The organism is Spirochaetota bacterium (genome assembly GCA_034190085.1).
GTDB lineage: Bacteria > Spirochaetota > UBA4802 > UBA4802 > JAFGDQ01 > JAXHTS01.
On the sequence record JAXHTS010000045.1, the window covers coordinates 1 to 23,360 of the forward strand.

Sequence of the window (23,360 nt, forward strand, 5' to 3'; positions counted from 1 at the left end):
TTGAATATCTTGGTTTGCCAATGAATATTATCTAAGCATAGTTTGACCCCAGGCAGCCATGCCGAACCCTTGGTAGCCTTAGACCAGACGGCCTTTCGTAAGTAATTAAGCCTTGGGGATCGCTTCTTCTCTGCCCACCACCAGTATTCTCGGGCATCGTATAGTTCTTTCTCGCTCTTCTCTTTTGCAGTCTGTTCCATACCTCTAACCTCCCAAAAATATTTTGTAACTAATAAGCTAAGCTGTTAAGCCCCAAAAATTTATTTTTCATCAAACCCTCTGGCCATTCGGATCTTTTGTCCAAATCCAAATTCAGAAACATTCGTTCTAATTCGATCCTCTTCCTCAAATTTTGGACAGTCACCCACTTCTGCATAGATATTAACCTCTTGACCTAAACCATCCTCATCCAGAATACCTTTGCACATTCCAATACTGGCGGCTGAATTTGCTGCTTGAGGAATAAAATTTTTACAATCTCCACATCTGGGCATTCCATCACCTCCTTTTAGTCTATTAAAATGATTCCTTTATTTATATTATCCGGTACTGAATGATTGATCTCCTGCTTTATTGCAGAATGAGAATAAGATTTTGCTCATGTTATCTCTTTTTAACATTCTTTGCTCTGTATACTCTTAAATGATATGAAAGGTCATCTAAAAGTTTTTTAGTATACATCTTTCCGACAAGTTTATTCCATATTGGCCTTGTTTTATCCTTGAATACATCAATCTCTTCAGATGACATTTTTACATCCTTGAGTCCATATTTAATCATTGCGTTCAGACAATCCCTATTGATCTTATGTGCTATTTTGTTCATATAACTCTGAAGGGATGGTAATTCTTTATTAAGGGCAATTCTATGCTTCTTTGGAAGTTTTCTCCAATTTTTATTTGTAACTACAATTGTTGCTGGTGAATATCTAAAAGGATACGCATTGACAAACTTAGTAATTGTATAAAGTTGGGAACCCAACCACCATAAAGCTGGAGATATAACAGTATCACATACACCTGCCCTAAATGAAGGAACCACCTCAGGAACACCTACTGGTATTGGACTTGCGCCAAGGGCCTTTATTAACTCAATCTCTATTCTACCAGCATGTGTCAAAAACCTGCTCTTTTTGAAATCTTCAGGGGTTCTCATCTCATATTTAGTCGAATATATCTGATCAAAATCCTGATCAACCCATACCAACAATTTGTAACCATTTTTTTCATAAATTTTAGTGAATCTCTCACCTAAATTTTTTCTAATATATTCAATTTCATCATAATCATTAAACATAAAGGGAAGCTGCAGAACACCCATTTCCGGACATGCCATAAGCACCCCACCAACTGATAAGATACAACCATGAAGTTGATCAAAACGCATCTTTGCGATATAATCCTCCTCATCTCCCATTATTCCACCCCAGTACATGGTAATAGTAAGTTCACCATTAGTTACTCTCTCAAATCGTTCCAATATCACATCTCTAAAAGCTTCAGAGAGATAAGCGGCATCTGGCGCAACCGTTGCCATCTTCCAAACATATTTTGCCTTTTTTTTAGCTTCAGCTTTGGAAAATCCTATCACCCCAATACATAAACCCAATAAAATGATAAATAAAACATAGACACTCTTCTTTTTCATAAACAATTCCTCCATTATTATAATAAAATCTCAATATACACAAAGAAGGAATGGGGCGTAATGATATAAGTTATTGTTCAAGATTACTTTAATTACCTTATCTTGTTACCCTGCTTAGCAAAGCTCATCTAATGTTATTAGCATGCTTCATCTTTTAAACAGAAAAACGTCATGATACACACCTCTTCACTTCTAATGAAAATGCTCTCTTGTATGCCTCATGACGCTATTTGATATTACAATTTTATCATTACTACAAAACTAATCCCCGATAGCCTCTAAATGTAAGTCATTCAACAGCCATTTAAAATTTTGCTTTTCCCTCACAGAAACAAGCAAGTGGGATATCAATTACAATTGGTTTACATTTCCTGCACGTTACGAGCAATAATAGCATCCTGAGTTATCTTATTCATCTCGACAAAATGTGCGCTATATCCCGCAATCCTCACCAACAACTCACTATACTTTTCAGGGTCCTTCTGAGCTGAATACAATGTGTCATTGTCAACCATATTGAACTGGACATGACCTATACCCAATTCATGCCAGGTTTTTATATAGTCTCTCCATAACCTAAAACCCTTCTCGCCCTGGAGTTGAGCAGGAGACAATCTCTGATTCAACAGCGTTGCCCTGCATGAACCTATATGATCCAGCTTGCCAACTGATTTCAGCACTGCAGTTGGCCCCTTCTTATCTAGACCAGCCCCAGGAGAACATCCTCCATCATAGATCGGATCACCCAACCTCCTGCCGTTTGGCAAAGCGCCTATATTTGTAGCAGCTGCTATATGTGTGTTTACGCTTTCCGGCAGTGTCGGCCAGGGCGAGCCGCATATATCCCGCACTGACCAGGACATCTTCCCCAAGTCCTCATACATCCGAACCCAAATCTGATCCACATAATCATCGTCATTGCCCCATTTGGGCGCTTTGACAAATTCCATCCTCATATCCTCATAGCCAACCCAGTTTGCATCCAGCGCAGCCTTTAAATCGCCAATAGTATATTTTTTCTCATCATACACCAGCTTCTTGACTGCTGCCAGGCAGTCCCCCGTGTCACCAAAGGCAAAGAGGGTAAACCACAAACTGCTCCTTTCTTTTGAGCGTGCGCTATTTTCGCCTGTCTCCACACAACGCTCATAAAGTGCCGTTGTCATAGGTTTGGGATACAACTTGGCCTCTATCTCCCTATTCTTATGCTCCTGAGATGTTGCCCTCTTAAAGCCCGTTTTTATCTGTTCATACCAGGCATTGTAAAAATCATCAAAGTTCTCAAACGTCATGCAATCTCCAGTCTTTGCCCCTGTCTGCATCCCGGATATGGGATCAACGCCATTATTAAAGGCCAGAACTATTGCCTTGGCCCCTGTGGCTATTGAGGCCTGAGGATATCTCAAGGCCGGAGCACCCATCTTTGTATCCGGAGCCGGAGCCATACAGGCCTGATGAACCCAACGCCTTGCCTCCTTTAATGGATGACCAAACCACTGTATGAGATTAGGAATAAGCACATCGTCATTCCTCAGGGATGGATAACCAAGACCATGACGTATGCAATCAAAAACCCTTTTGAGCGTCACAGTGCTCGCATTAGAGTGATAGCGAAAACTAAATGTAGGATCGCTCACTCTGCTTATCATTGCCGCATCGAGATAACAATCAGTGAGATCGTTGCACGCATCGCGACCCTGCTCGTCAACGCCTCCAATTGTCCATACGTAAGGCCCTGGACTTCCCTGCAGAACCTCCCTGCCGCCCCTGAGCCATGACTTGCCTATGGTATATCCTGCTATCATCCACTCTGCGCAATATTCGACCACCTCGTCCCTTGTCAGGTTCTTCTCTTCAAACACATCCTTTTGGTAAAAGGGCCAGTGCCAAAAATCCTGACGCCATGGCCATGCCGCATTGTGCCACTCTAACCTGTATGCTATCTGCACAAAATGATCAAACTGCATAGCTTCCCATATATGCTCCGGTGGACGCGCAGGCACCTTCTCGCAGGTTTCGCTTATCTGCAGTAGTTCCTGACGCCTGTTTGGGTCCGTTTCAAAATTATCCGCAATTATCTTGGCCAGCTGGCTAAAGCGCCTGGCATACCTTATTGTCGCCTCCAGACATATCTTCATTGCTCTCCAATTAGCCAACTTTTCCATGTATGATATCTGTTCCTCCGCTGTGTTAGCATCACGCACTATCTTTTCTGATTCAGATATCTTTTCATCAATTGACTCAATTATTGAGTCAAAACCCTGATACATCCAGTCTGGTTGTGGGGTGACATAATCAAAAGCAGTCATCTCCCTCCCAGCCCCTCCAAAATCAGCCAGCATTAGGGATGCCTGCCTCTCCTTGCGAGTATAATTCTGTTTACAAACATCCTCATAGGTCCTACCATTCCAGAACTCAACCATCTCTCTTACCTCTTCCAGATCCTCCTCAGGAATAATATTTGTTCTGTCATTGTATAAGTCGTCATTGATCATTGAGGATGCTGTGGGAATCCAGGTAATTAGATGCGGGGCACCCCCTGGATATCCCTGAATACGTGAATAATCAGTGATAAAGATGGGCATATTATCAAGCACCGCTGCCAGGGCTCTGGCCCTGGTTAAAATAATTGGTTCCGATGGAGGGGCTTCCCTGAATATCCTTGTATGCCAGCGGATATTATCAAGGCATAGCTGCACTCCCGGCAGCCATGCTGAACCCTTAGTCGCCTTTGACCAGACTGCTTTTCTCAAATAGTTGAGTCTGGGTGATCTCCTCTTCTCAGCCCACCACCAGTATTCACGAGCGTCATATAATTCTTGTTCACTCTTCTCCTTTGTTACCTGTTCCATAACAAACCTCCCCGAAATTATTTATATATTTCTTTCTCTATAGAACAAAATTCTACAAACTTGCTTCACATCCTCTATATTACTCAAAGATACTTCTATATATCTATGTTAGAAGCATAAAATATTCTCTAGCACATGAGAGGTATACTTAGTCGCCATGCCCTGCCATCATTATTATAATTGATATTACTAATAAAGTGATAGAGCAAGGACGCCTAGGCAAGCCTTTCACCTGCAATCGGTATGGTTAATGCATAAACCTCTGTCACCTTAATCGTTGCCACATTTAGAACCTTGCAATTAGCTCCCATCATCTCAAGGGCAGGGTTTATTTCAGAAGAAAATTTATCAAAAAGCGCTCCTGAATCCTGCATCTTCAAAAACGTACCCTTTACCTGATACCCCTCTCTCATCGGTTTGAATATCGCAATCGCCACCCTTTTTCGTCCAGCCTCCAAATTTTTTGTGGTTTTACCATTAAAGCAACATGCGTAGGCTAATGTATCATCATTAATAACCTTTAATGAATTGATTGGCACAAGATTCATACCGCCATCCTCATCCACAGTCGCAAGGGTGCAAAACTTAGCATCTCCTTCTAATGTCTCCAATACTTCCTCAGGTAGTTTTGCCATTTTACTCATCCTCCTTTATGTTTAGAGCTAAGCAAGCTTTGTGCCTGCATTGCTTAAACTTGTACAATATACTTCTTCCACCTTGCCTACAATTATCCCCTTGGGTTGAAGCTTAATCTTTTGGTATATCTGCTCACAGTATTGATCTGCAACCTTGCTCCTCTCCTGATAACTATTGAAACTGCACTTTATCTGATAGGACTCAAGGGTTAGCTTGAGAACGTTTACAGTAAATTTTTTAGTTTCAAGTATGTTACTCTTTGTCTTCCCTAGCCTTAAATCTGCAAAGCAGACAGTGCTCTTATCTAATGCTGAAGTTGTTGCTATCATTACTGCATTTGGCATACCCGATGAGTTGACACTAGCTACCATCTTTAACGTATAAAAATCTGTCAGAGCCTCATACACTTCATCTGGCATCTCTACCATCTCTAAACTCCTTTTATCACTCAGTATTTAACTTCACATTCGTAAAATCTCTACTTTCTATCAGTAGCGAACCTCACCACCCATGAATACTTTTATAATAGGATGATGGATGATAGCTACCATCTATACAATTACGCCAGGGACTTTACCCTGTACACTCGCATCTGCCATTTCACCCTTTACCTCATCAACTATAATCCAACCAAAGCACTTCGGGCACTCACGATTTGCTGTAGTCTCCTCTATTCTAACGTTATAGAGGTACCTAAAGGATTCCATCGGTCCCTCATAATCACAATGAAGACATTTCATCTCTCTTCACCTCCTTAATAAAAATAATATTGTTTATACTTACCACAAGGCCTTAAGCCTGCCTTGTTTTATCCCTATAATTTAGATTTTTACAACCCGAAAGACATATAGATGGAATCAATCTATTCTATATAGAACATTAGTATTCCAATTGCATAATATGTATTTATTCTTCATCATCATGAACAATGTTTTACATATTATCCTCATTGACATTTTTGCGTCGCCTGAAAACCTTACCCCGAAGCGAACTAATTCCCCAAATGTCATTGGTCGAAGACTCTTCATCCTGTTGTAATTCATCGCTATATACCATCTGCTTACACTTAGGACATTGCCTATAAAGATCCGGTCCAGGATCTGAGGCACGATATAAAATACGAAACTCATTTCTTGGACCCTCATATTCACATTTGTTACACTTTAGTGACATTTAACAGACCTCACATTATTTCATATAAAGATTGCAACCATTCAATAATCAGAGAAGGTTAATCCTAACCATTTTACTATGGAGGAATTATTGATAACCTAATTATACTATTAACTAAAATAAATATATTAACTTAAGAATATCTGTTATGCAAAAATTCTCAAAACATGGGTCCGACTGTACATAGGTTGTAATTGTGATATTTGATACTGATATACTCAGTTTGTAGATTAATTAACATTATCTGTATTATAATTAAAAGAAAATGTAATAATACCTTAATTAAGCTAAAGGTTAGTGAAGATTATGGGTATAAGATATTGTGGAATACATTTTTCCCTTAGATATAGATAGAATATGAACCGACCAGACGGTTTTGTTTTTTTGGTAACTTATATTTAAGCTAAACTAATAAAAAGAAGTTGTTTCCCACTTGTCAAGAAATTTAAAAAAAATATAAAAAAATTAGTATTATCTTAAATGAAAACTGCCTCTTGGCCTGCAACTGATATTAAAGGGCTTCTTCTATTTATTATGAGTTGCATTTTTAACACATTTCATTTATAATAAAACTGAATAGATCATAGCTTTTCGGATTGTGTTTTCAATTTTATCTGATATGAAATAATGGGGCTTAATCTAAATGATATAGTCCTTTATGGAGGATGATATGTTTAAAATTCAAAAATATCGAGTATTGCCATACTTACCCGAAAACTTGAGACCTCTTATGAATATTGCTAGTAATTTTTGGTGGGTATGGAATTATGATGCTATTGATTTATTTAGAAGACTTGATGTTGATCTTTGGCGAACAGTACAACATAATCCGATTAAACTATTGGGATCGATTTCGCAGAAACTTATAGATGAGGCGGCTGAGTCTGAAAGCTTTATTGCACATATGGAGCGAGTTGAAGAGGAATTAGAATTACACTTAACCAGAAAGACATGGTTTGATGAATTTAATATTAAGAAAAGGGATGTTGAGATTGCATATTTTTCAGCTGAATTCGGTATTCATGAATCCCTTCCCATTTATTCTGGGGGACTTGGGATATTAGCTGGCGATCATTTGAAGTCATCCAGTGAATTGGGTATACCGCTATCCGGTGTTGGATTGTTATATAGACTCGGTTATTTTCATCAGTATCTGAATATTGATGGGTGGCAGCAGGAGATATACCCGGAAACGGATTTTTATAATATAGCAGTAAGCCTTGTAATGAATGACGAGGATCAACCATTATTAATTGGAGTGGAATTTCCTGAAAGGATTGTATACGCTCAAATTTGGAAGGCTCTTATCGGAAGAACAGAATTATATCTTTTGGATACAAATATTGATAAAAACTGCGATGAAGACAAGAGCATTACCGATGGATTATATGCTGGAGACATTGAGATGAGAATCAAGCAGGAGATGATGCTTGGTATAGGGGGAACTAGAGCGCTTAAGGCTATTGGCAAAGAGATTACGGTCTATCATATGAATGAGGGGCATTCTGCCTTTATGGGGATTGAGAGAATACGAACCGCAATGAAGGATTATAATTTGAGTTATGCAGAGGCATTAGAGTTCGTCCGTTCAAGCAACATATTCACAACCCACACCCCTGTGCCTGCGGGTAATGATAGGTTCTCTCCTGATCTGCTTGAGGAATATATGTTTCACCATTATAATGAGATGGGAATGACTGTGAAGGATTTTTTGGCACTTGGTAGAGAGAATCCTGATGATGATATGGAAACCTTTTGTATGACAGTTCTAGCAATAAAAACATCATCATATTATAACGGAGTATCTTTGCTTCATGGTGACGTTTCAAGAAAGATGTGGAAGGGTCTATGGCCCACACTGCCTATTCACGAGGTGCCAATCAGATACATTACCAATGGAACACAAATGCTGTCATGGGCCTCTGACGAGATTATGAGACTCCTCAATAGATATTTAGGACCCCGCTGGATTGATAATCCTGTTGATAAGGACATTTGGCAGAATATTGATTCAATTCCAAATACAGAACTTTGGAGATGTAGGGAGAGGATGAGGGAGATCCTTGTTGGATTTGCAAGAAGAACATTGATGGATCAGCTTATAAAGAGAGAAACGTCAAAGAATGATGTGGAGATAGCTGATACAATTCTGGACCCTGAGGCTCTTACAATAGGATTTGCGCGGAGATTTGCGACCTATAAGCGAGCCACCCTAATTTTTAGGAATATGGACAGATTAGAGAAGCTTTTATTGAATAGGGATAGACCCATTCAATTCATATTTGCTGGAAAGGCTCACCCAAGGGATCATGCGGGCAAGGAGTTAATTAGGCATATCATTCATCTTGCAAGGGATCCGAGGTTTAGGAATAAGATCGTATTTATTGAGGACTATGACATCAATATTGCTCGATATCTTGTTCAGGGTGTGGATGTATGGCTGAATACACCTATCAGGCCAATGGAGGCCTCAGGAACCAGCGGTATGAAGGTTGTTCCAAACGGAGGTTTAAATATAAGCATATTGGATGGCTGGTGGCTGGAGGCATACAATGGCAATAATGGTTGGGCAATAGGTTCGGGCGAGGATTATGATGATCATGATTATCAGGACGAGGTTGAGAGCGAATTTTTATACAATATTCTTGAAGAAGACGTTATTCCGATGTTTTATAATAGGGGAACTGATGGATTGCCCAGGGCTTGGATTGCAAGGATAAAGGAGTCAATGAAATCGATATGTCCCACATACAATACTAATAGAATGGTAAGAGAATATATAGAAAATTTTTATATCAATGCCCATAATAATTTTAAACTACTCTCTGACAATGATTTTAACGAAACAAAAAAATATTCATTATGGAAAGATAAAATTAATAAAGTATGGAAAAATATTAAAATTAAAGATTTAAATATCAAAGAGGCCAAATCAATAATTGTTGGATCCGAGATGAAGATTGAGGCAATTATTGACATTAGCGTTCTGGAGACTAAGGATGTGATCGTTGAGTTGTACAATGGTAGTCTTAATTCAAAGGGGGATATAGAAGAGGGATCCGCATTATCCATGACTTTGGTTAAACACCTTGATAAAAGCACTTATCTATATGAAGGTTCGATCCCCTGTCAAAAGACGGGTCAGTTCGGCTTTACTGTTAGAGTTGTACCCAATCATCAGAGGATGATAGGGATATATGAACCTGGATTAATTACCTGGGCTTCAGTCACCTAAATAGCCTTGAATACCTAAAATATGTGTAAACATAAATTCACTCATACAATGCATACTTCAGTTATAATTTTGGATCACATTTCGTAACAAGCTTGGGCGGGAAGATATATCTTCTCCTGTTGGAATGTCACTGTATATTAACTATAATTAATGAATGAATGGAAAAAAGCCATGGAACAGCCTATTCACTCTATTCAATACACACCTAAAGAATCCTTATGTAAACCTGCATTTAGCATTTTCAGTCTCCGGGTCACTATTATTAAAAAAGAGCCGTCTTCGTCTATCAATTATAAAGTTAAAATATGCACAAACCTCGGACAGGCGGGTAGGATAAGATCGCAGATAATTCAGAGAGTAGAGGAGGGTTTTAGTCATCAAAGGGATTTCTATGATATCCCCTTGAGGTATGATAGTAAGACAGGTCAATACTGCCTCGATTACCTCCTTGATCAGATTGGATATTTTCAGTGGAAACTCTGGGTCGGTAGTGAAGATTCCCGGAATCCATGGATATATTGGGCCCCGGGATCCAATCATGGTATAAGTGTATTCCCTGCTTCATATAAGAGAGGGAATGCGATTTATTGTGCCTTTCTTCGGCAGTTCAGAGAGGAAAGGAATACATCAAAGGGCGAAACCCATGATATACAGGATAGGGTAGATGAGCTTGAAAAAATAGGCTGCACTGTAATACAGCCCTCTGGAAAATTTGATGAGTTCAAAAAGAGGCTGCGCTTTATCATAAAGGACCTAGGAATGAAGACCATACATCTTCTTCCAATAAACCCTGTGCCTCAAAGCTATGGCAGGATGGGAAGATATGGAAGTCCCTATGCGAGTCTGGATTTCTATGCAATAGATCCTGTTTATGCCACTTTTGATCGTTTTCGCACCATTGAGGAGCAATTTATCGATTTGACCTCTACTGTACACTGTCTTGATGGCAAGGTAATGCTCGATATGGCTATAAATCATACTGGATGGGGCTCGAGAATATCTTCGGTTCATAGTATATGGCAGGTTAGAAAATCTGATGGTGAATTTGTATCACCTGGAGCATGGGGGAAGATTTGGGAGGATCTTGTTGAGCTTGATCATAGTAGAAAGGATTTGTGGATCTATTTAGCCGAGATGTTCATCATATGGTGCAGACGGGGGGTGGATGGCTTTCGCTTGGATGCAGGCTATATGGTTCCACTCTCATTATGGCAGTATATTATTGCAAGGGTTCGGGAGGAATTTCCTGAGACCTTTTTCCTGCTTGAGGGTTTAGGTGGAGCCATGGAATGCACCAGGGAACTGCTTCAGGAAGGTATGATAAACTCTGCATATAGCGAACTCTTTCAGAACTACAGCAAAGATGAGATTATTAACTATTTACGTCATGCAAATAGGGTAAGCAGTCAGGAGGGCATTCTCGTTCATTATGCTGAAACCCACGATAATAATAGGCTCGCCACAAAGGGAAGAAGCTATGCCCTTATGCGCCTATGCCTCAGCGCTTTTACAAGTTATTATGGAAACTGGGGCTTTACAAACGGGGTTGAATGGTTAGCTGATGAAAAGATAGATGTTCATGGGAATGGCGCTCTTAACTGGGATTCACAGGATAATATTGTATCTGAGATATCAAGAATCAATAGAATACTCGATAGAAATCCCTGCTTTTGGCTCAATGATAATATAGAGGTAATAGACACACCCTGGCCGAATATATGCACCTTTTATCGCGCATATAAGTCGAGACGTAATTTCATCCTAGTTATAGTAAACCTTGATTGTGAGAATTCTGCATCAATAAGCCTCTTGTTAGATGAATTGGGTATTGATCCACCCTTTAGCTATCCCTTTGAGGCGGTAGATATTCTTGGTGATTCAACATATAGAATGGATGGCAGGGGTCTGATATTAGATATTACACAAGGCCAGGTCCTTGTGCTTCGTTTTCAGGAGCTTGGAAAGCCATATGAATTATTTCTTTTAAATAGCGAAAAGCGACCTATTGATGAGATAGATACTGTATATCGAATTATGCTTCAGTATTATGATAGGCATGAGGTTGCTCAAATTGACCAAGAGATGCTTCTCTCCTTCTGGAATCCCTACAGGGGGCTCATCGCCTATGCCGCTACACACCCTTTTGATGCCTTCTTCAATCCAGATTTTAAAGAGGAGATAACTCAACTTCATCAGTTTTTATTAGAGGAGTACTCAGAGGTGTGGGAGTTCACCAATAAGAATAAGGATTTCCTTCTTGAAAGTCATAAATGGCTTATCACATCCACTGAGCTAGCTGCAAGTGTTTTTTTGAATGATAAGAGAATAGAGACAGTAAATGGAGATGATGGTTGTGATTGGGCCATATTCCCCCCAATTGAAGAGCATAGGAGATCTCAATTAACCTTTCATTGGGTTGATATACTAAATGGAAAGATTAATCGAAGATGGGAGAACGCATATTATCCTGTCTATTCGCTTCCAGATTATAAAGGATTTAAAAGGGAAATGGAGGATTTCCATCTTACCCTTAATCAAAGCGATATCCTTAATGATTGGATGTGCTTTATCCTTGCCAATGGAAGAGGATCCTTTGTCAAAACCCCTCTTGTACCTGGAGAGGTTCATAGCAAGTATGACGCCCTTCTGATGGCCAATTTTTCCCATGATTACCCGGAGGATAGGGTAGTGCTAGTTAAGTGTTCCTATGATTCCCTTCTTATAAATGATAGGATTTATCGGCTTGATGCCAGGGACTGTGTGCAGTTTAAGCGCTACCCTGTTCCGACATGGCGGTTTATTATCGAAGACTACGACGCACGCTTTGTGCTTACAAAGCAGATCCACCTTGTAAGGGATGAAAATACAGTTCTTATTCAGTATCGTTGTATCGAGGCGACTGAAGAAATTTTACTAAAAGTTGAATTTTGTCTTGAGTGGCGTTCCTATCACTATCACTCCAGCGCCGTTTATCTGGAAGGTAAAGGTGAAAAACCATTTACCGTGATAGATGATAAGACGGGATTTTATTATCATCCATACGAGGAAGAGAGGCTTTTCGTCAGCACGGGCAGGGGTCAGTTCGCGACCCAACCTCAATGGATCAAGGATATAGGTCACCCTATGGATGCGACTAGAGGCCAGGAATCCAGTGGGGATGCCTTTAGTCCCGGTTATTTTCTTGAAACCATGACTGAAGGCGAGAATATCGATTTTTTGTTAACAACTGAAAGGGATTCCTCTCATAGAAATTTTGATAGTCAAGTCTCAGGGGAGGCGAGGCGACAGCATGAGCTTTTCAGGAGAATGCCGCTAGCGCTGAGGGATGATCCTATTGCTAAATCATTTATGTTGGCTCTGGATCAATTTGTTGTGAAAAGGGGTCGGGGGTTCACTGTAATTGCAGGGTATCCCTGGTTTTTGGATTGGGGCAGAGATACCCTCATTTGTGTGCCTGGTTTAATCGCTGCGGGTTTTAACAATGAGGTAGCTGGCATTTTGACTGAGCTTGCGCAGTTCACCAGGGATGGGATGGTACCCAATACAATTTATGGCGAGAGCGCCGGTAATTATGATACAACTGACGCGCCCCTATGGTTTATCGAGGCAGTGAGATGTTATGTCGAAGGGGCTATCGAGGATTATAACTTTCTGTCAAAGCCTCTTCGTGCCGATGGCACAACAATGCTCGCTGTGCTTCAGGGCATAGTGGAGGATTTTGCCAGGGGCACAGGGAATAATATTCGACTAGATGAAGAAACAGGCCTCATCTTCTCTCCATCGCATTTTACATGGATGGACACTCAGCATCCCGCTGGCACACCCCGTGAGGGATATCCGGTAGAGATTCAGGGATTATGGATAAATGGATTGAGATTCCTTGCCAATAATATTGATAGTGAAGATACCAAGGAACGCTATTTATCATGGGCTGCGCAGGCTGAGGAATCCCTGTGGGCACTATACTGGCTTGATGATAAACAATACTTTGCTGATGGAATTTGGAGCTCTAATGGGGCAAGGGCGCAAGGCTCGATCAAGGATACATCTCTTCGACCAAACCAGCTAATACTGCTCTACCTCAACCTAGTTCCAAGAGATAGGGCTAGACTTATGCTCAGAGAGATACAGAAGGAGCTTGTGATACCCGCTGCAATTCGCTCCTTAGCTGACAGGCATATAGAAGAGCCCCTATATATCCGTACCCTATCCGGTGAACTGCTCTCTGATCCTCATTATCCCTACCAAGGCGAATACAAAGGCGATGAGGATACCTCCCGCAAGGCAGCCTATCATAATGGCACAGCCTGGCTTTGGCTATACCCATACTTTGTTGAAGCCTTTGCCTTTGCCTATGGGGATAACATTGAGTCAGTGAGAAGGGCGCTGAATTTTCTCGCTCCTTCTGTGAGACTCTTAAGAAAGGGCGCGGTTGGAAGCCTGGAGGAGATACGGGACGGCGATTATCCCCACACCCCGCGCGGATGCTTTGCGCAGGCCTGGTCTGTCGCTGAGCTTATGAGAGTCTATCTAAAACTCAGATTGAGGGAGATAGAGTTAACGAAGGAAGGTGAATAAGGGGGCATGCCAGGGTTCTATCTATCATCCTTGGTGAATGCATAGATTCCATCCTAACGCTCAATAATTTCTTCGTAATCCTCAGTTGCCCCTTTGTAATCCTCAGTTGCCATCTTCGTAACCCTCAGTTGCTCCTTCGTGACACTCGGTAATGTACATCCATTGACCAGAGGTTATCATCCACGCTCCTTAGGACTTCTCTAGTGTAAACTGCTTGTTATTGACTTCTTCATTAGTCAGATTATCATATGAAGAATAAAAAAAAGTTTACAATATAGATGTGCTAAAATAGCATGATATCAATGTATGTAAAATCAAATATCCATTGATAGAAATCATGTGAATAATGGAGTTACAAGTGTGTACTTCATCCCTTTCAAACACGATCTGTAATTATATAATTTCATTATTTATTATTTCAATACTAAACCTCTCACTTGTCAGCTGTCCGGACACCAACAAGGAAATCGAATTAACGGACACCATGACAACGCCTCAAGAGGATGAGACCTTTGGGCTCAACTTAATAGAGGATATGGAGGTTGATATTACTGATCTGGCTGAAAACTTAGACTTAAGAAAGAAGAGTGATAATATTAGAAAGGTATCTCGAAAATCTATTAAGAAGAGGGGGAGCACAAGTCATCCTGATAATAAAGGGATCACTCCTAACCCTATTGGTGATAAGCCACTCCTCACAGATATTTCCAATCTCCCTAGCTCGGGTCAGCCCACAGACTTCTCCTTTATCGGAAAGAGGAATAGCAATGAGATGTATTCGCTCTGGAAAATAGAAAAAATAGTCGAGGATTACTTCTACATCGGCAACACAAAGGATGGACTCGATAAATTCATGACAGATTCAACAGCTATTTATTGCCTCTTTAGCGAGGATAGTGCCTATGAGCTAATCCACTTTAATAATAAAGATCCCTACTACTTAATAGATGATTCAGTTAAGAGGTACACCTTCAATAGCATTACCAATGAGATAGCCCAATCTAATCTACAGAATGGAAGATTTACAATCATCGAGGATAATGCCTACTACTCATATTTTTGCAGCGATGATGGGAAGTGGTATATGATGAAATTGATTAGGATTGATTCACTGAAAGGAAGGGTGTCTTCCATAAACGAAGATCACCTCAAGGTAAAATCGTGGAACAGCTATGTTAGTGAACAACTTTCAAAGGGCGATGGAAATTCTGAGGGGAGCATCAACCTGACAATAAATTACAATGGTAACCAGGGTGTGAGCGAACAGAGCCCAATAGTGGCCCTGCTGATGAGGGATGATGATAACAGCGACCTAGCGATTGCAGGAAACCTCATCACCTCTATTAAAGATAATAAAAAATTGTTAACAGGGATCCCTGACGGTCGTTACTATCTCTTTGTGATTCGCTTCAGTGACATAGCAAAAAGCATGGATCCGGTGCATGGCGATATCTATACGATCTATGATGGCAGTTACTATGGCGGCCCTGATCCTACCTATATTGAGATCCTTGGTGGGTCTTCTAAGAATATTTCAGTTGACCTTGATGATACTCATACCCTTCCGGCTGAATCTAAAGGAATCCGGTTCTGTGACCTCAAAGAGGCAGGATGCTTGTTCGATGAGAAGCAAATACATGTCACTGTTGATCTAAGCACCAGCAGTTTCAATTTTGATCCTTCAATATGCGCATATCTATTCTCTCCGGAATCCTATAGATATAATCGAGCCAGGTTTGATAAAGGCCAGGTGATTGAGCTGAACCTTAACAGGAAGGATGGAACCGACATCTGGGAGGGGACAACCGCCCTGCAGGACTTTTGCGAAAGCGGCACATGGAAGATGGGAATGATACAGATAGATGGAATCATCAATAATATAAAGAGGCTCATCGGTTACACAATGGAGCACAAGGGGATTATTGATAATACATACTGGTATAATGATTGGTCTGAGGAAGAAGAGGATATTGAGCTAAAGACTGAGGTGCCTGTGCCGGAATTCACTTTTCACTCCTCAGATCCTGACACCTCAGGTCCGGAGCTTCTCTTAATCGAGGTTGATAAGAGCGCTGAGAATTCTGTTAAAATATCTGTAACCATTGAGAACATCGGCTCTTCAGGACATCGTATGGATGATTTTACGATGAACCGCTATCCTGTTGAAATGTATTTGCATCCTCACAATAATGTCTATTATAATATTGACAATGCCTATCTGCTGGAATTCAGGGATATATCATATTCAGATGACAATTATGCCACCTATACGTCCACAATTCACTATAGCGATCTCCCGGAACATGGCCTATGGGACATTAAGGCAGTACAACTGATCGATCAAGCTGGCAACATTTCATACTATTTTATATATGACCAGGACATCTACAATGGGGAGCACAACTTCTGGGGCAATGAGGGCACCTATTCTCTCTTCAACTTTGGCCCGGAGTATCCGGTGTCAACAGAAATAATGATGGTTACCCTTAACGTGCCGATTACGCCAGAGATATATGTTGCCGGATTCTATAACATGGATTCAGGGTTGTCTGAGAGTGGTGACGATGAACATATCCCGTGTCTATGGACAAATGAAGGGATGATTGAGTTAGATAGGGGTTCTAGGGCCTATGCCTCCCCTCAATCTATTTTTGTTACTGAAAATCACGTTTATCTTGCAGGATATTCTTATAATGGAGGCGATTCGCAGAGAGCTGGAGAGAGAAGTGATGTCTCAGCATGTCTGTGGAGGGATGATGAGATCCTATGGGTCGATGAGAACAGCCACTCAGTGGCCTATTCTGTATTTGTATATGGGGATAAGGTTTATGCATCAGGGTACTACTGTAATGCTTCAAGTCAGTATGTGGCTTGCTACTGGTCCTTGTCCAATGAGACTGTTACGAGAACAGACATATTCGCAGGATCCATAAAATCAGGACTTCCAACGCTGGCTAAATCGATTTATATCACTGATGATATTATCCATGTTGCAGGGAATCGTTCAGACGGATCCGGGAGGAAGGCCTGTTACTGGAAATATAATAAGTATAATGAACCCCTGGAAGAGATCGAGCTGGTGATGCCTGAATATAGCGATAATTTCGCAAATTCAATATATGTATCTGGCAATGATGTATATATTGCTGCCAATTATCGAAGCAGCAATCGATCAACCGGATTAGCGGGTTTATGGTTGAATGGAGAACAGAATTCTATTATAGAAACATTGTCCCATGGTGTGAAGGATATCTATGTCTCGGCCAATGATGTCTTTATATGCGGACAATACCAGGACAACTCAATGAAGAATAAGGCCTTTTGCTGTCAGATTTCTGGAGAGAATATTGAGATTACAGATCTGCAGGCTCCGGGAGCAGCTAAGGTTCATGCTATTCATGGTGTTGGCGGGGATCTATATCTATCTGGGTGTTATAACACAGAAGTTGAGGGAGTAATCAGGAAAGTAGCCTGTTACTGGAAAAATGATCAGATTGAGATGCTTACCGGATATAAGGACCATAATGCAGAGGCTACAGATATTTTTATAATGGAATGATATATACCTGAATATCTCAGGTTCCGCAAGTATTTATTATAATATGTTAATAGAACTGCTTCTTTATAAAATCACTTAAGAGGTCAATACCTCATGCAGCCAACAACCGCGCTTCCTGCTGGGTAATATTTTATTCGTAAATGGATAAATATAATTCATTTCCCTGAGCTTGTCAGTGTGAAAATAATATTCTGATTATCCTCTGGAATTTATATGAAGGTATAGGCTAAGTTAGGAGAAATAATTGAAACTAGAAAGGAAAATAGTAATACTGGTAGGTGATGGGATGGCAGATTATCCCATTCCGGAGCATGGCAATAGGACGCCCCTGGAGATTGCTGCTACGCCGCATATGGATCATATCGCATCTAACGGGATTATCGGTTTGGCAAAGACCATACCTGATGGCATGACGCCTGGGAGTGACACTGCTAATCTCTCTATATTCGGTTATGATCCCAAGAAATACTTCACAGGCAGGGCCCCACTGGAGGCCCTAAATATGGGAATTGAGATGGCGCCCAAGGATGTGGCATTTAGATGCAATCTTGTTAATATCGATAAGAATGACATTATGATGGATTTCAGCGCGGGTCACATTGATACAGATTTTACAAAGATTATCATAGAGGAATTGAAAAATAGTATTAGTTTCAAGGATATAGAGATTTATCCAGGAGTAAAATATAGAAATATACTAATTTGGAGAAATTTCCCCTATGATACAGTTGCTGACACAACCCCTCCACACGATATACATGGCGAGAAAACTAAGAATTACCTGCCAAAGGGTGATGGAGCGGATTTTTTAATACATATCATGGATGAGTATAGTAAAATAATCAATGGATCAGACCTAATAAAGGATTCTAGGGATAGATTTCAGGGGGATCCAACCTCCCTATGGCTTTGGGGAGGGGGTAAGAAGCCTTTCATGGATTCACTGGAATCACGATTTGGGCTGAAGGGTTATACTATATCTGCAGTTGATCTTATTCATGGTATTGGAAGGGCTGTGGGTCTGGCTCCAATCCATGTTGAAGGAGTCACTGGTTATCTTGATACCAATTACGAGGGCAAATCCGATGCCTCGATAAAGGCCCTAAAGCAGTCAAATTTTGTTTTTTTACATGTAGAATCCCCTGATGAATCGGGTCATGAGGGGAATCTGGAACATAAGATAATGGCTATTGAAGACTTTGATAGCAGGGTAGTTGGAAGGGTGCTGGAAGGTCTTAAGGATTATGATGACTACACAGTGCTTGTTATATCTGATCATCCAACCCCAATTAGTCTAAGAACACACGTTTCTGATCCTGTGCCCTTTTGCATATTATCCAGTAGAGGATTATCAGTTGATCCTTACACTTCAAATAATATCTCTGGTTTTAATGAGGGGTCAGCCCTAAAAACAGGACTCTTCATAGAAGAAGGGCATAGGCTTGTTGAGATAATGATTAGCGGTAGAATTTAAAAATCCAGGAAATGCATAAAAGATGAAATTACAACCTATTATAATTGTTTTATTAACAGGTGTTTGTATTCTCTTTATTAGTCTCATTCTATTTAAGGATAAGGATGTTGAGAGTGCAATAGATAGCTTTGAGAGGGGTGAGTATTTAGATTCTCTAGAGGTACTAAATAAATTGTCAAAAATATCAGATTATGAAGGGAGAGAGAAGATACTATACTATAGCGTAAAGTCCATAAACAGGCTTGCGGAAGAACTTGATGGGGAATATGAAGAGGAACTCAAAATCCTTTCCACCGAGATTGCCGACAATTTCAAAAGGGAGAAGGCGAGGAATAGAGTTGAGGATAGATTGAAGTATATAAACAACAGGATCAGCGGGGAACTTGAGCTTGTGATTGATAAGAAGATTAGCAGGATAATCCCAAATGGAAAATTGTATCATGATTTTGTTTCAGGATATAAGGGAAGCAAATTGATAGAAGATTTGGATTTTGAGTTACTTCAAGAGATTGAGCGCACAGAGGGAGATAGGCTAATAAACGCAATTGTTAATTATAAAACCAAATATCCCAATACCTATAATCTTCCTCAATTAGTGAAGATGTTTATAAATAGACTTAATAAGGAAAATATCAATCTAAATGAAAGGGAATCCTTTTTTCAGGATCTCATTGAGGAATATGGGATAAGATACCCAACAAGTCCTGAAATGACCAGAATACATCTATGCAAAGGAGAAAATGTCAACATAAGAAATTCTCCAGGAGTCGAGGGGGAGGTAATCGGCAGGCTATTAAAAGATGAGTATTTAATTCAGTTAGAGAAATCAATGGATACATTTCAGATTGGCGATGTTAGAGATTATTGGTATAGAGTAGCAAACCTTAAGGGTTTGAAGGGGTGGGTCTTTGGAAAATTTTTAGCTCCCCTAAATCTTAAAAAGCGACCAAAGGACAAATCAATTGTGGATTGGGCTCTTGAAGACTACTTTATAGATTGGATAGACTCAAATACCCCAAAGAACTGGATTCATATTGAAAATGCTGATAAAGGCGCAATTAGTTTTTCTGTGAATGAAGACAAGAGGATTATTAGGCTCAACTCAATCAGGGGTAAGTCGGCTGGTCTTTATCGAAGGGTTCTATCTGCCTATTCCTTTGTCATACAATCAAGGGCTAGGCTGATTGCTGGAGATTCCTTTACGCTCTTTGCCTATAGCTTGGGTAATGGTATAGCATATTATCTGAAGCTCAATAATGAGGAGATTGAAGTATCTGGAAGAAAAATCCCAATATCAACTTCTGATTGGCATGAGTATCATCTTATTAGCGATGGCGAGAGGTATGCAAAGTTATTAGTGGATGGCGATATTATTCTGGGTAAAATTCCCCCAATGGAAAATGATGCTTTTATCACCAGAGGATTATATTGCCTCAATTCTACAGAGGATGAGCACTCGCTTGGCGAAATGGAGTATATTAAAATAAAACACTGAGTCCAACAATCAACATCAGTTAGAATCCCACAATCCAACAAAAACAGAAACCTGATCTTATTTGAATTCTTCAGATTATAATTCTATTACCAATCGTCACTCTGTCTATCCGTATATTTCTCACGGACCATAGCTGTTATATCATCAATATAGAAATAATGCCAAACCGGATCACGGCCTCGTGATCCAGGTTTATATATTAATTTCATTATCTCTATATGCTTTTCCCTAGTTAAATATTTATCTTGTTGAACAATGCTATCAGGAATTCTAAATATAAGTTTTCTCCAGCCAATAAAATTAAGTTTCCCTAATATTATGCGATGATTATTCCCATCCGCATCCTTCAGCAATATGGATAGCTCACCTGAAAAGTTTTTACCAAAAATCCATATAGAAATGGACCTACAGAATTTGTCTATCAACAATTTTTTTGCAGGACGAATCTGGAGAACATTTCCAAGCTTTCCATAAAGCTTTAAACCTAAATATTTTTTTGAGTTTTTTATTGGCGCAGGGTAGTCTTCCCTAACTGCTATTCCTGCCTTCTCTTCAATGGATTTAGTATAATAATGAATGTTCTTCTCGTTATATTCTGTATTCTCAAAGTCCTCAATAGTGATTTCAAAATATGTCTGATCACCGATGGTGATTTTAGTTTTATCCGTTGTTGTGGTTTCACCCTTCTCAGCATTCTCTTCCTGTGAAATACCAGGTATAGCTATTAACAGAGCTATTAGAGTAAATAGGATTATATTTCTCATCTAAATATACCTCCAATTTGAATGTCAGCTACATACTATTAATTAATGATGATATCTTTGACTATACTGATAAATGTAAATTGAATATTGTAATAAAAATGAATAACAATACTTTAATTAGCATATTGTGTTATAATTATAATGTCAATCAATTTTATATAATAAATTGCATGTAAGATGTAACAGCCAAATAGCTTTATTTATAAAAAAGTAAGGTGGGATTCGTCAATTTTCCTATTAATGTTAAAAAGGTACTCAATAATCCTGTAATATAATAAATGATTATTGACAAAAAAATGCCATAGATAAATTATTTATTGTCATAAACAGGTGTATTATATTATTTCCTAAATAATTTTAATATTAAGAGGAAAGATGGTGAAAATCCATCGCAAGCCAGTCATTGCTGTAAGCGGGGACGAAAGTTGTCTTAAGCCACTGGGAAATCCTGGGAAGGCGCAATCATTAGAATGATCCGCAAGCCAGAAAGCCTGCCTGTTTATACTATCCATACATAATAAAAGCTGTATGGCCTAGGGATACCAAACTGGGAGTTATCCATTAATAATTAAGCTATGGGAATATACTAGGTAGCTTGAAAATGGATAAATCTATAACCGGATTGGTACATACTTCCATAAATCTTGACCTTATACTATCCATTTTCTATCTTAGCAAATCTACTCTAATATAATGAATTCTATACTATTGTAATGCCCATTGCTTAATGGCACAATTGCAATGCCGATGCATTGGTGAATAAGCGATTCAAAAATAATAGTGAATTGCTAACTTATGTAACGGTGGAATATAATCTCATATGGACTGGAGAGAATTATGTTAACAGAAAATGATAAAGAATTTGGCAGTATCATAAATCGAATCATTCTGGGTGAAGACCTCTCATATCAGGAAGCAAAGGGCACATTTAATCTAATCATCTCTAACCAGGTAACGGAAATGCAGCAGGGAGCATTTCTATCTGCACTAACAGCAAAAGGGGAAACCCCTGAAGAGATCGCTGGATGCTGGGAAGCGATCTATGAACTTGATACTATCCATGTATCTATTGATGATAACACATCTATTGTTGAAAACTGCGGTACAGGAATGGATTCATTTAAAACCTTTAATATCAGCACTGCCGCATCCATACTTGCTGCGGCAGGTGGTGTTAAAATGGCCAAGCATGGTGCAAGAGGCATTACTTCTGTATGCGGTACAGTTGATATTGCAGAAATTCTTGGTGTGGATGTGGAATGCAGCGCACACATCGTTGCCAGGAGTATTGAGAAGGCAGGAATTGGCCTTTTTAATGGGATGAGCCCTGAGATACATCCAAATGCATTAGGTAGAATCCTCTCAAAAATTGCATTTGGATCAACTCTGAATATCGCCGCCTCATTAGCAAATCCAGCATCTCCTCGGTTAGCTGTAAGAGGGGTGTATTCAAAGGAAATGATACTGCCGGTTGCTCAAGTTATGAATAAAATAGGATATAACCGGGCGTTGGTTATTTATGGAGAAATTGAAGGCTCTGACAAGGGAATGGACGAAGCATCGGTATGCGGAACAACTCAATGTGCTGAACTAAAAGAAGATGGGAGTATCCATGAATATTATTTTAGACCAACTGATTATAATCTGAAAATATATGATCCAAATATGCTTATACCATCCCAGAATATTGAGTCTGAAGCTAAGACATTTATAAGGATTATATCCGGCAATCAAAATGGTGCTAGACGTGATGCAGCGGTTTTAAATGCTGGTTTAATCTATTATATATCAGATAAATCTGCAGATATATTCGAAGGAATTGATAAAGCGTCCGAGACTATCAATAATGGATCAGCCATTAAAACACTTGAAAGCTGGGTATCCTTACAAAACAGAGATCCGGTAAAAGGAATTAAAAGACTAAATCAGTTAATCTAGTGGGGCATT

General features: G+C 39.7%; 15 protein-coding genes and 1 riboswitch. Of the genes, 6 read left to right on the top strand and 9 right to left on the bottom strand.

All coding sequences use genetic code 11. The annotated features are described in order from the left end of the window. The 8 genes from SVZ03_07830 to SVZ03_07865 form a co-directional block, all read right to left on the bottom strand. Nucleotides 1–200, bottom strand: a 200-nt coding sequence (locus tag SVZ03_07830; GenBank protein ID MDY6934117.1) for a hypothetical protein, incomplete at its 3' end; no start/stop codon positions are given. 60 nt (nucleotides 201–260) lie between these two features. Next, nucleotides 261–494 (bottom strand): hypothetical protein, encoded by a 234-nt coding sequence (locus tag SVZ03_07835; GenBank protein ID MDY6934118.1) that lies wholly within the window; start codon nucleotides 492–494, stop codon nucleotides 261–263. A 109-nt stretch (nucleotides 495–603) separates the two neighbouring features. After that, a complete protein-coding gene (dctP, locus tag SVZ03_07840; protein ID MDY6934119.1) occupies nucleotides 604–1,647 on the bottom strand; it encodes a TRAP transporter substrate-binding protein DctP in 1,044 nt (347 codons plus the stop codon). Between the two features lie 362 nt (nucleotides 1,648–2,009). After that, entirely contained in the window at nucleotides 2,010–4,499 is a 2,490-nt protein-coding gene (locus SVZ03_07845) for a pyruvate formate lyase family protein (GenBank protein ID MDY6934120.1), read from the bottom strand. A gap of 215 nt (nucleotides 4,500–4,714) precedes the next feature. After that, nucleotides 4,715–5,134, bottom strand: a complete 420-nt coding sequence (locus SVZ03_07850; GenBank protein MDY6934121.1) for a pyridoxamine 5'-phosphate oxidase family protein — start codon at nucleotides 5,132–5,134, stop codon at nucleotides 4,715–4,717. Nucleotides 5,135–5,161: 27 nt separating this feature from the next. Then, the gene (locus SVZ03_07855; protein MDY6934122.1) at nucleotides 5,162–5,563 is read right to left on the bottom strand and encodes a hypothetical protein; all 402 of its coding nucleotides are present in this window, start codon (nucleotides 5,561–5,563) and stop codon (nucleotides 5,162–5,164) included. A 123-nt stretch (nucleotides 5,564–5,686) separates the two neighbouring features. After that, complete coding sequence (locus SVZ03_07860) at nucleotides 5,687–5,875, bottom strand: hypothetical protein (protein MDY6934123.1); 189 nt, start codon at nucleotides 5,873–5,875, stop codon at nucleotides 5,687–5,689. 193 nt (nucleotides 5,876–6,068) lie between these two features. Then, entirely contained in the window at nucleotides 6,069–6,308 is a 240-nt protein-coding gene (locus tag SVZ03_07865; GenBank protein MDY6934124.1) for a hypothetical protein, read from the bottom strand. A 670-nt stretch (nucleotides 6,309–6,978) separates the two neighbouring features. Between SVZ03_07865 and glgP the strand changes: the two genes are divergently transcribed. The 5 genes from glgP to SVZ03_07890 all read left to right on the top strand — a co-directional run bounded on the left by glgP (nucleotide 6,979) and on the right by SVZ03_07890 (nucleotide 20,649). After that, on the top strand, nucleotides 6,979–9,543 hold the full coding sequence (gene glgP, locus SVZ03_07870; protein MDY6934125.1) for an alpha-glucan family phosphorylase: 2,565 nt from the start codon (nucleotides 6,979–6,981) through the stop codon (nucleotides 9,541–9,543). Nucleotides 9,544–9,714: 171 nt separating this feature from the next. Then, on the top strand, nucleotides 9,715–14,121 hold the full coding sequence (locus SVZ03_07875; GenBank protein MDY6934126.1) for an amylo-alpha-1,6-glucosidase: 4,407 nt from the start codon (nucleotides 9,715–9,717) through the stop codon (nucleotides 14,119–14,121). A gap of 358 nt (nucleotides 14,122–14,479) precedes the next feature. Continuing rightward, nucleotides 14,480–17,680 (top strand): hypothetical protein, encoded by a 3,201-nt coding sequence (locus tag SVZ03_07880; protein ID MDY6934127.1) that lies wholly within the window; start codon nucleotides 14,480–14,482, stop codon nucleotides 17,678–17,680. 244 nt (nucleotides 17,681–17,924) lie between these two features. Continuing rightward, nucleotides 17,925–19,154, top strand: coding sequence for a cofactor-independent phosphoglycerate mutase (locus SVZ03_07885; protein MDY6934128.1), 1,230 nt, complete (start codon nucleotides 17,925–17,927; stop codon nucleotides 19,152–19,154). Nucleotides 19,155–19,176: 22 nt separating this feature from the next. Next, nucleotides 19,177–20,649: an SH3 domain-containing protein gene (locus tag SVZ03_07890; protein ID MDY6934129.1), complete on the top strand. Its 1,473-nt coding sequence runs from the start codon at nucleotides 19,177–19,179 to the stop codon at nucleotides 20,647–20,649. A gap of 86 nt (nucleotides 20,650–20,735) precedes the next feature. Here the strand turns inward: SVZ03_07890 and SVZ03_07895 are convergent, their stop codons facing one another. Next, on the bottom strand, nucleotides 20,736–21,413 hold the full coding sequence (locus tag SVZ03_07895) for a flagellar filament outer layer protein FlaA (protein MDY6934130.1): 678 nt from the start codon (nucleotides 21,411–21,413) through the stop codon (nucleotides 20,736–20,738). Nucleotides 21,414–21,724: 311 nt separating this feature from the next. Next, nucleotides 21,725–21,927: riboswitch (cobalamin riboswitch) on the top strand. Between the two features lie 323 nt (nucleotides 21,928–22,250). On the opposite strand from SVZ03_07895, the gene trpD reads away from it, so the two are divergent. Further along, the gene (gene trpD, locus SVZ03_07900) at nucleotides 22,251–23,351 is read left to right on the top strand and encodes an anthranilate phosphoribosyltransferase (protein ID MDY6934131.1); all 1,101 of its coding nucleotides are present in this window, start codon (nucleotides 22,251–22,253) and stop codon (nucleotides 23,349–23,351) included. The last annotated feature ends 9 nt before the right edge of the window (nucleotides 23,352–23,360 follow it).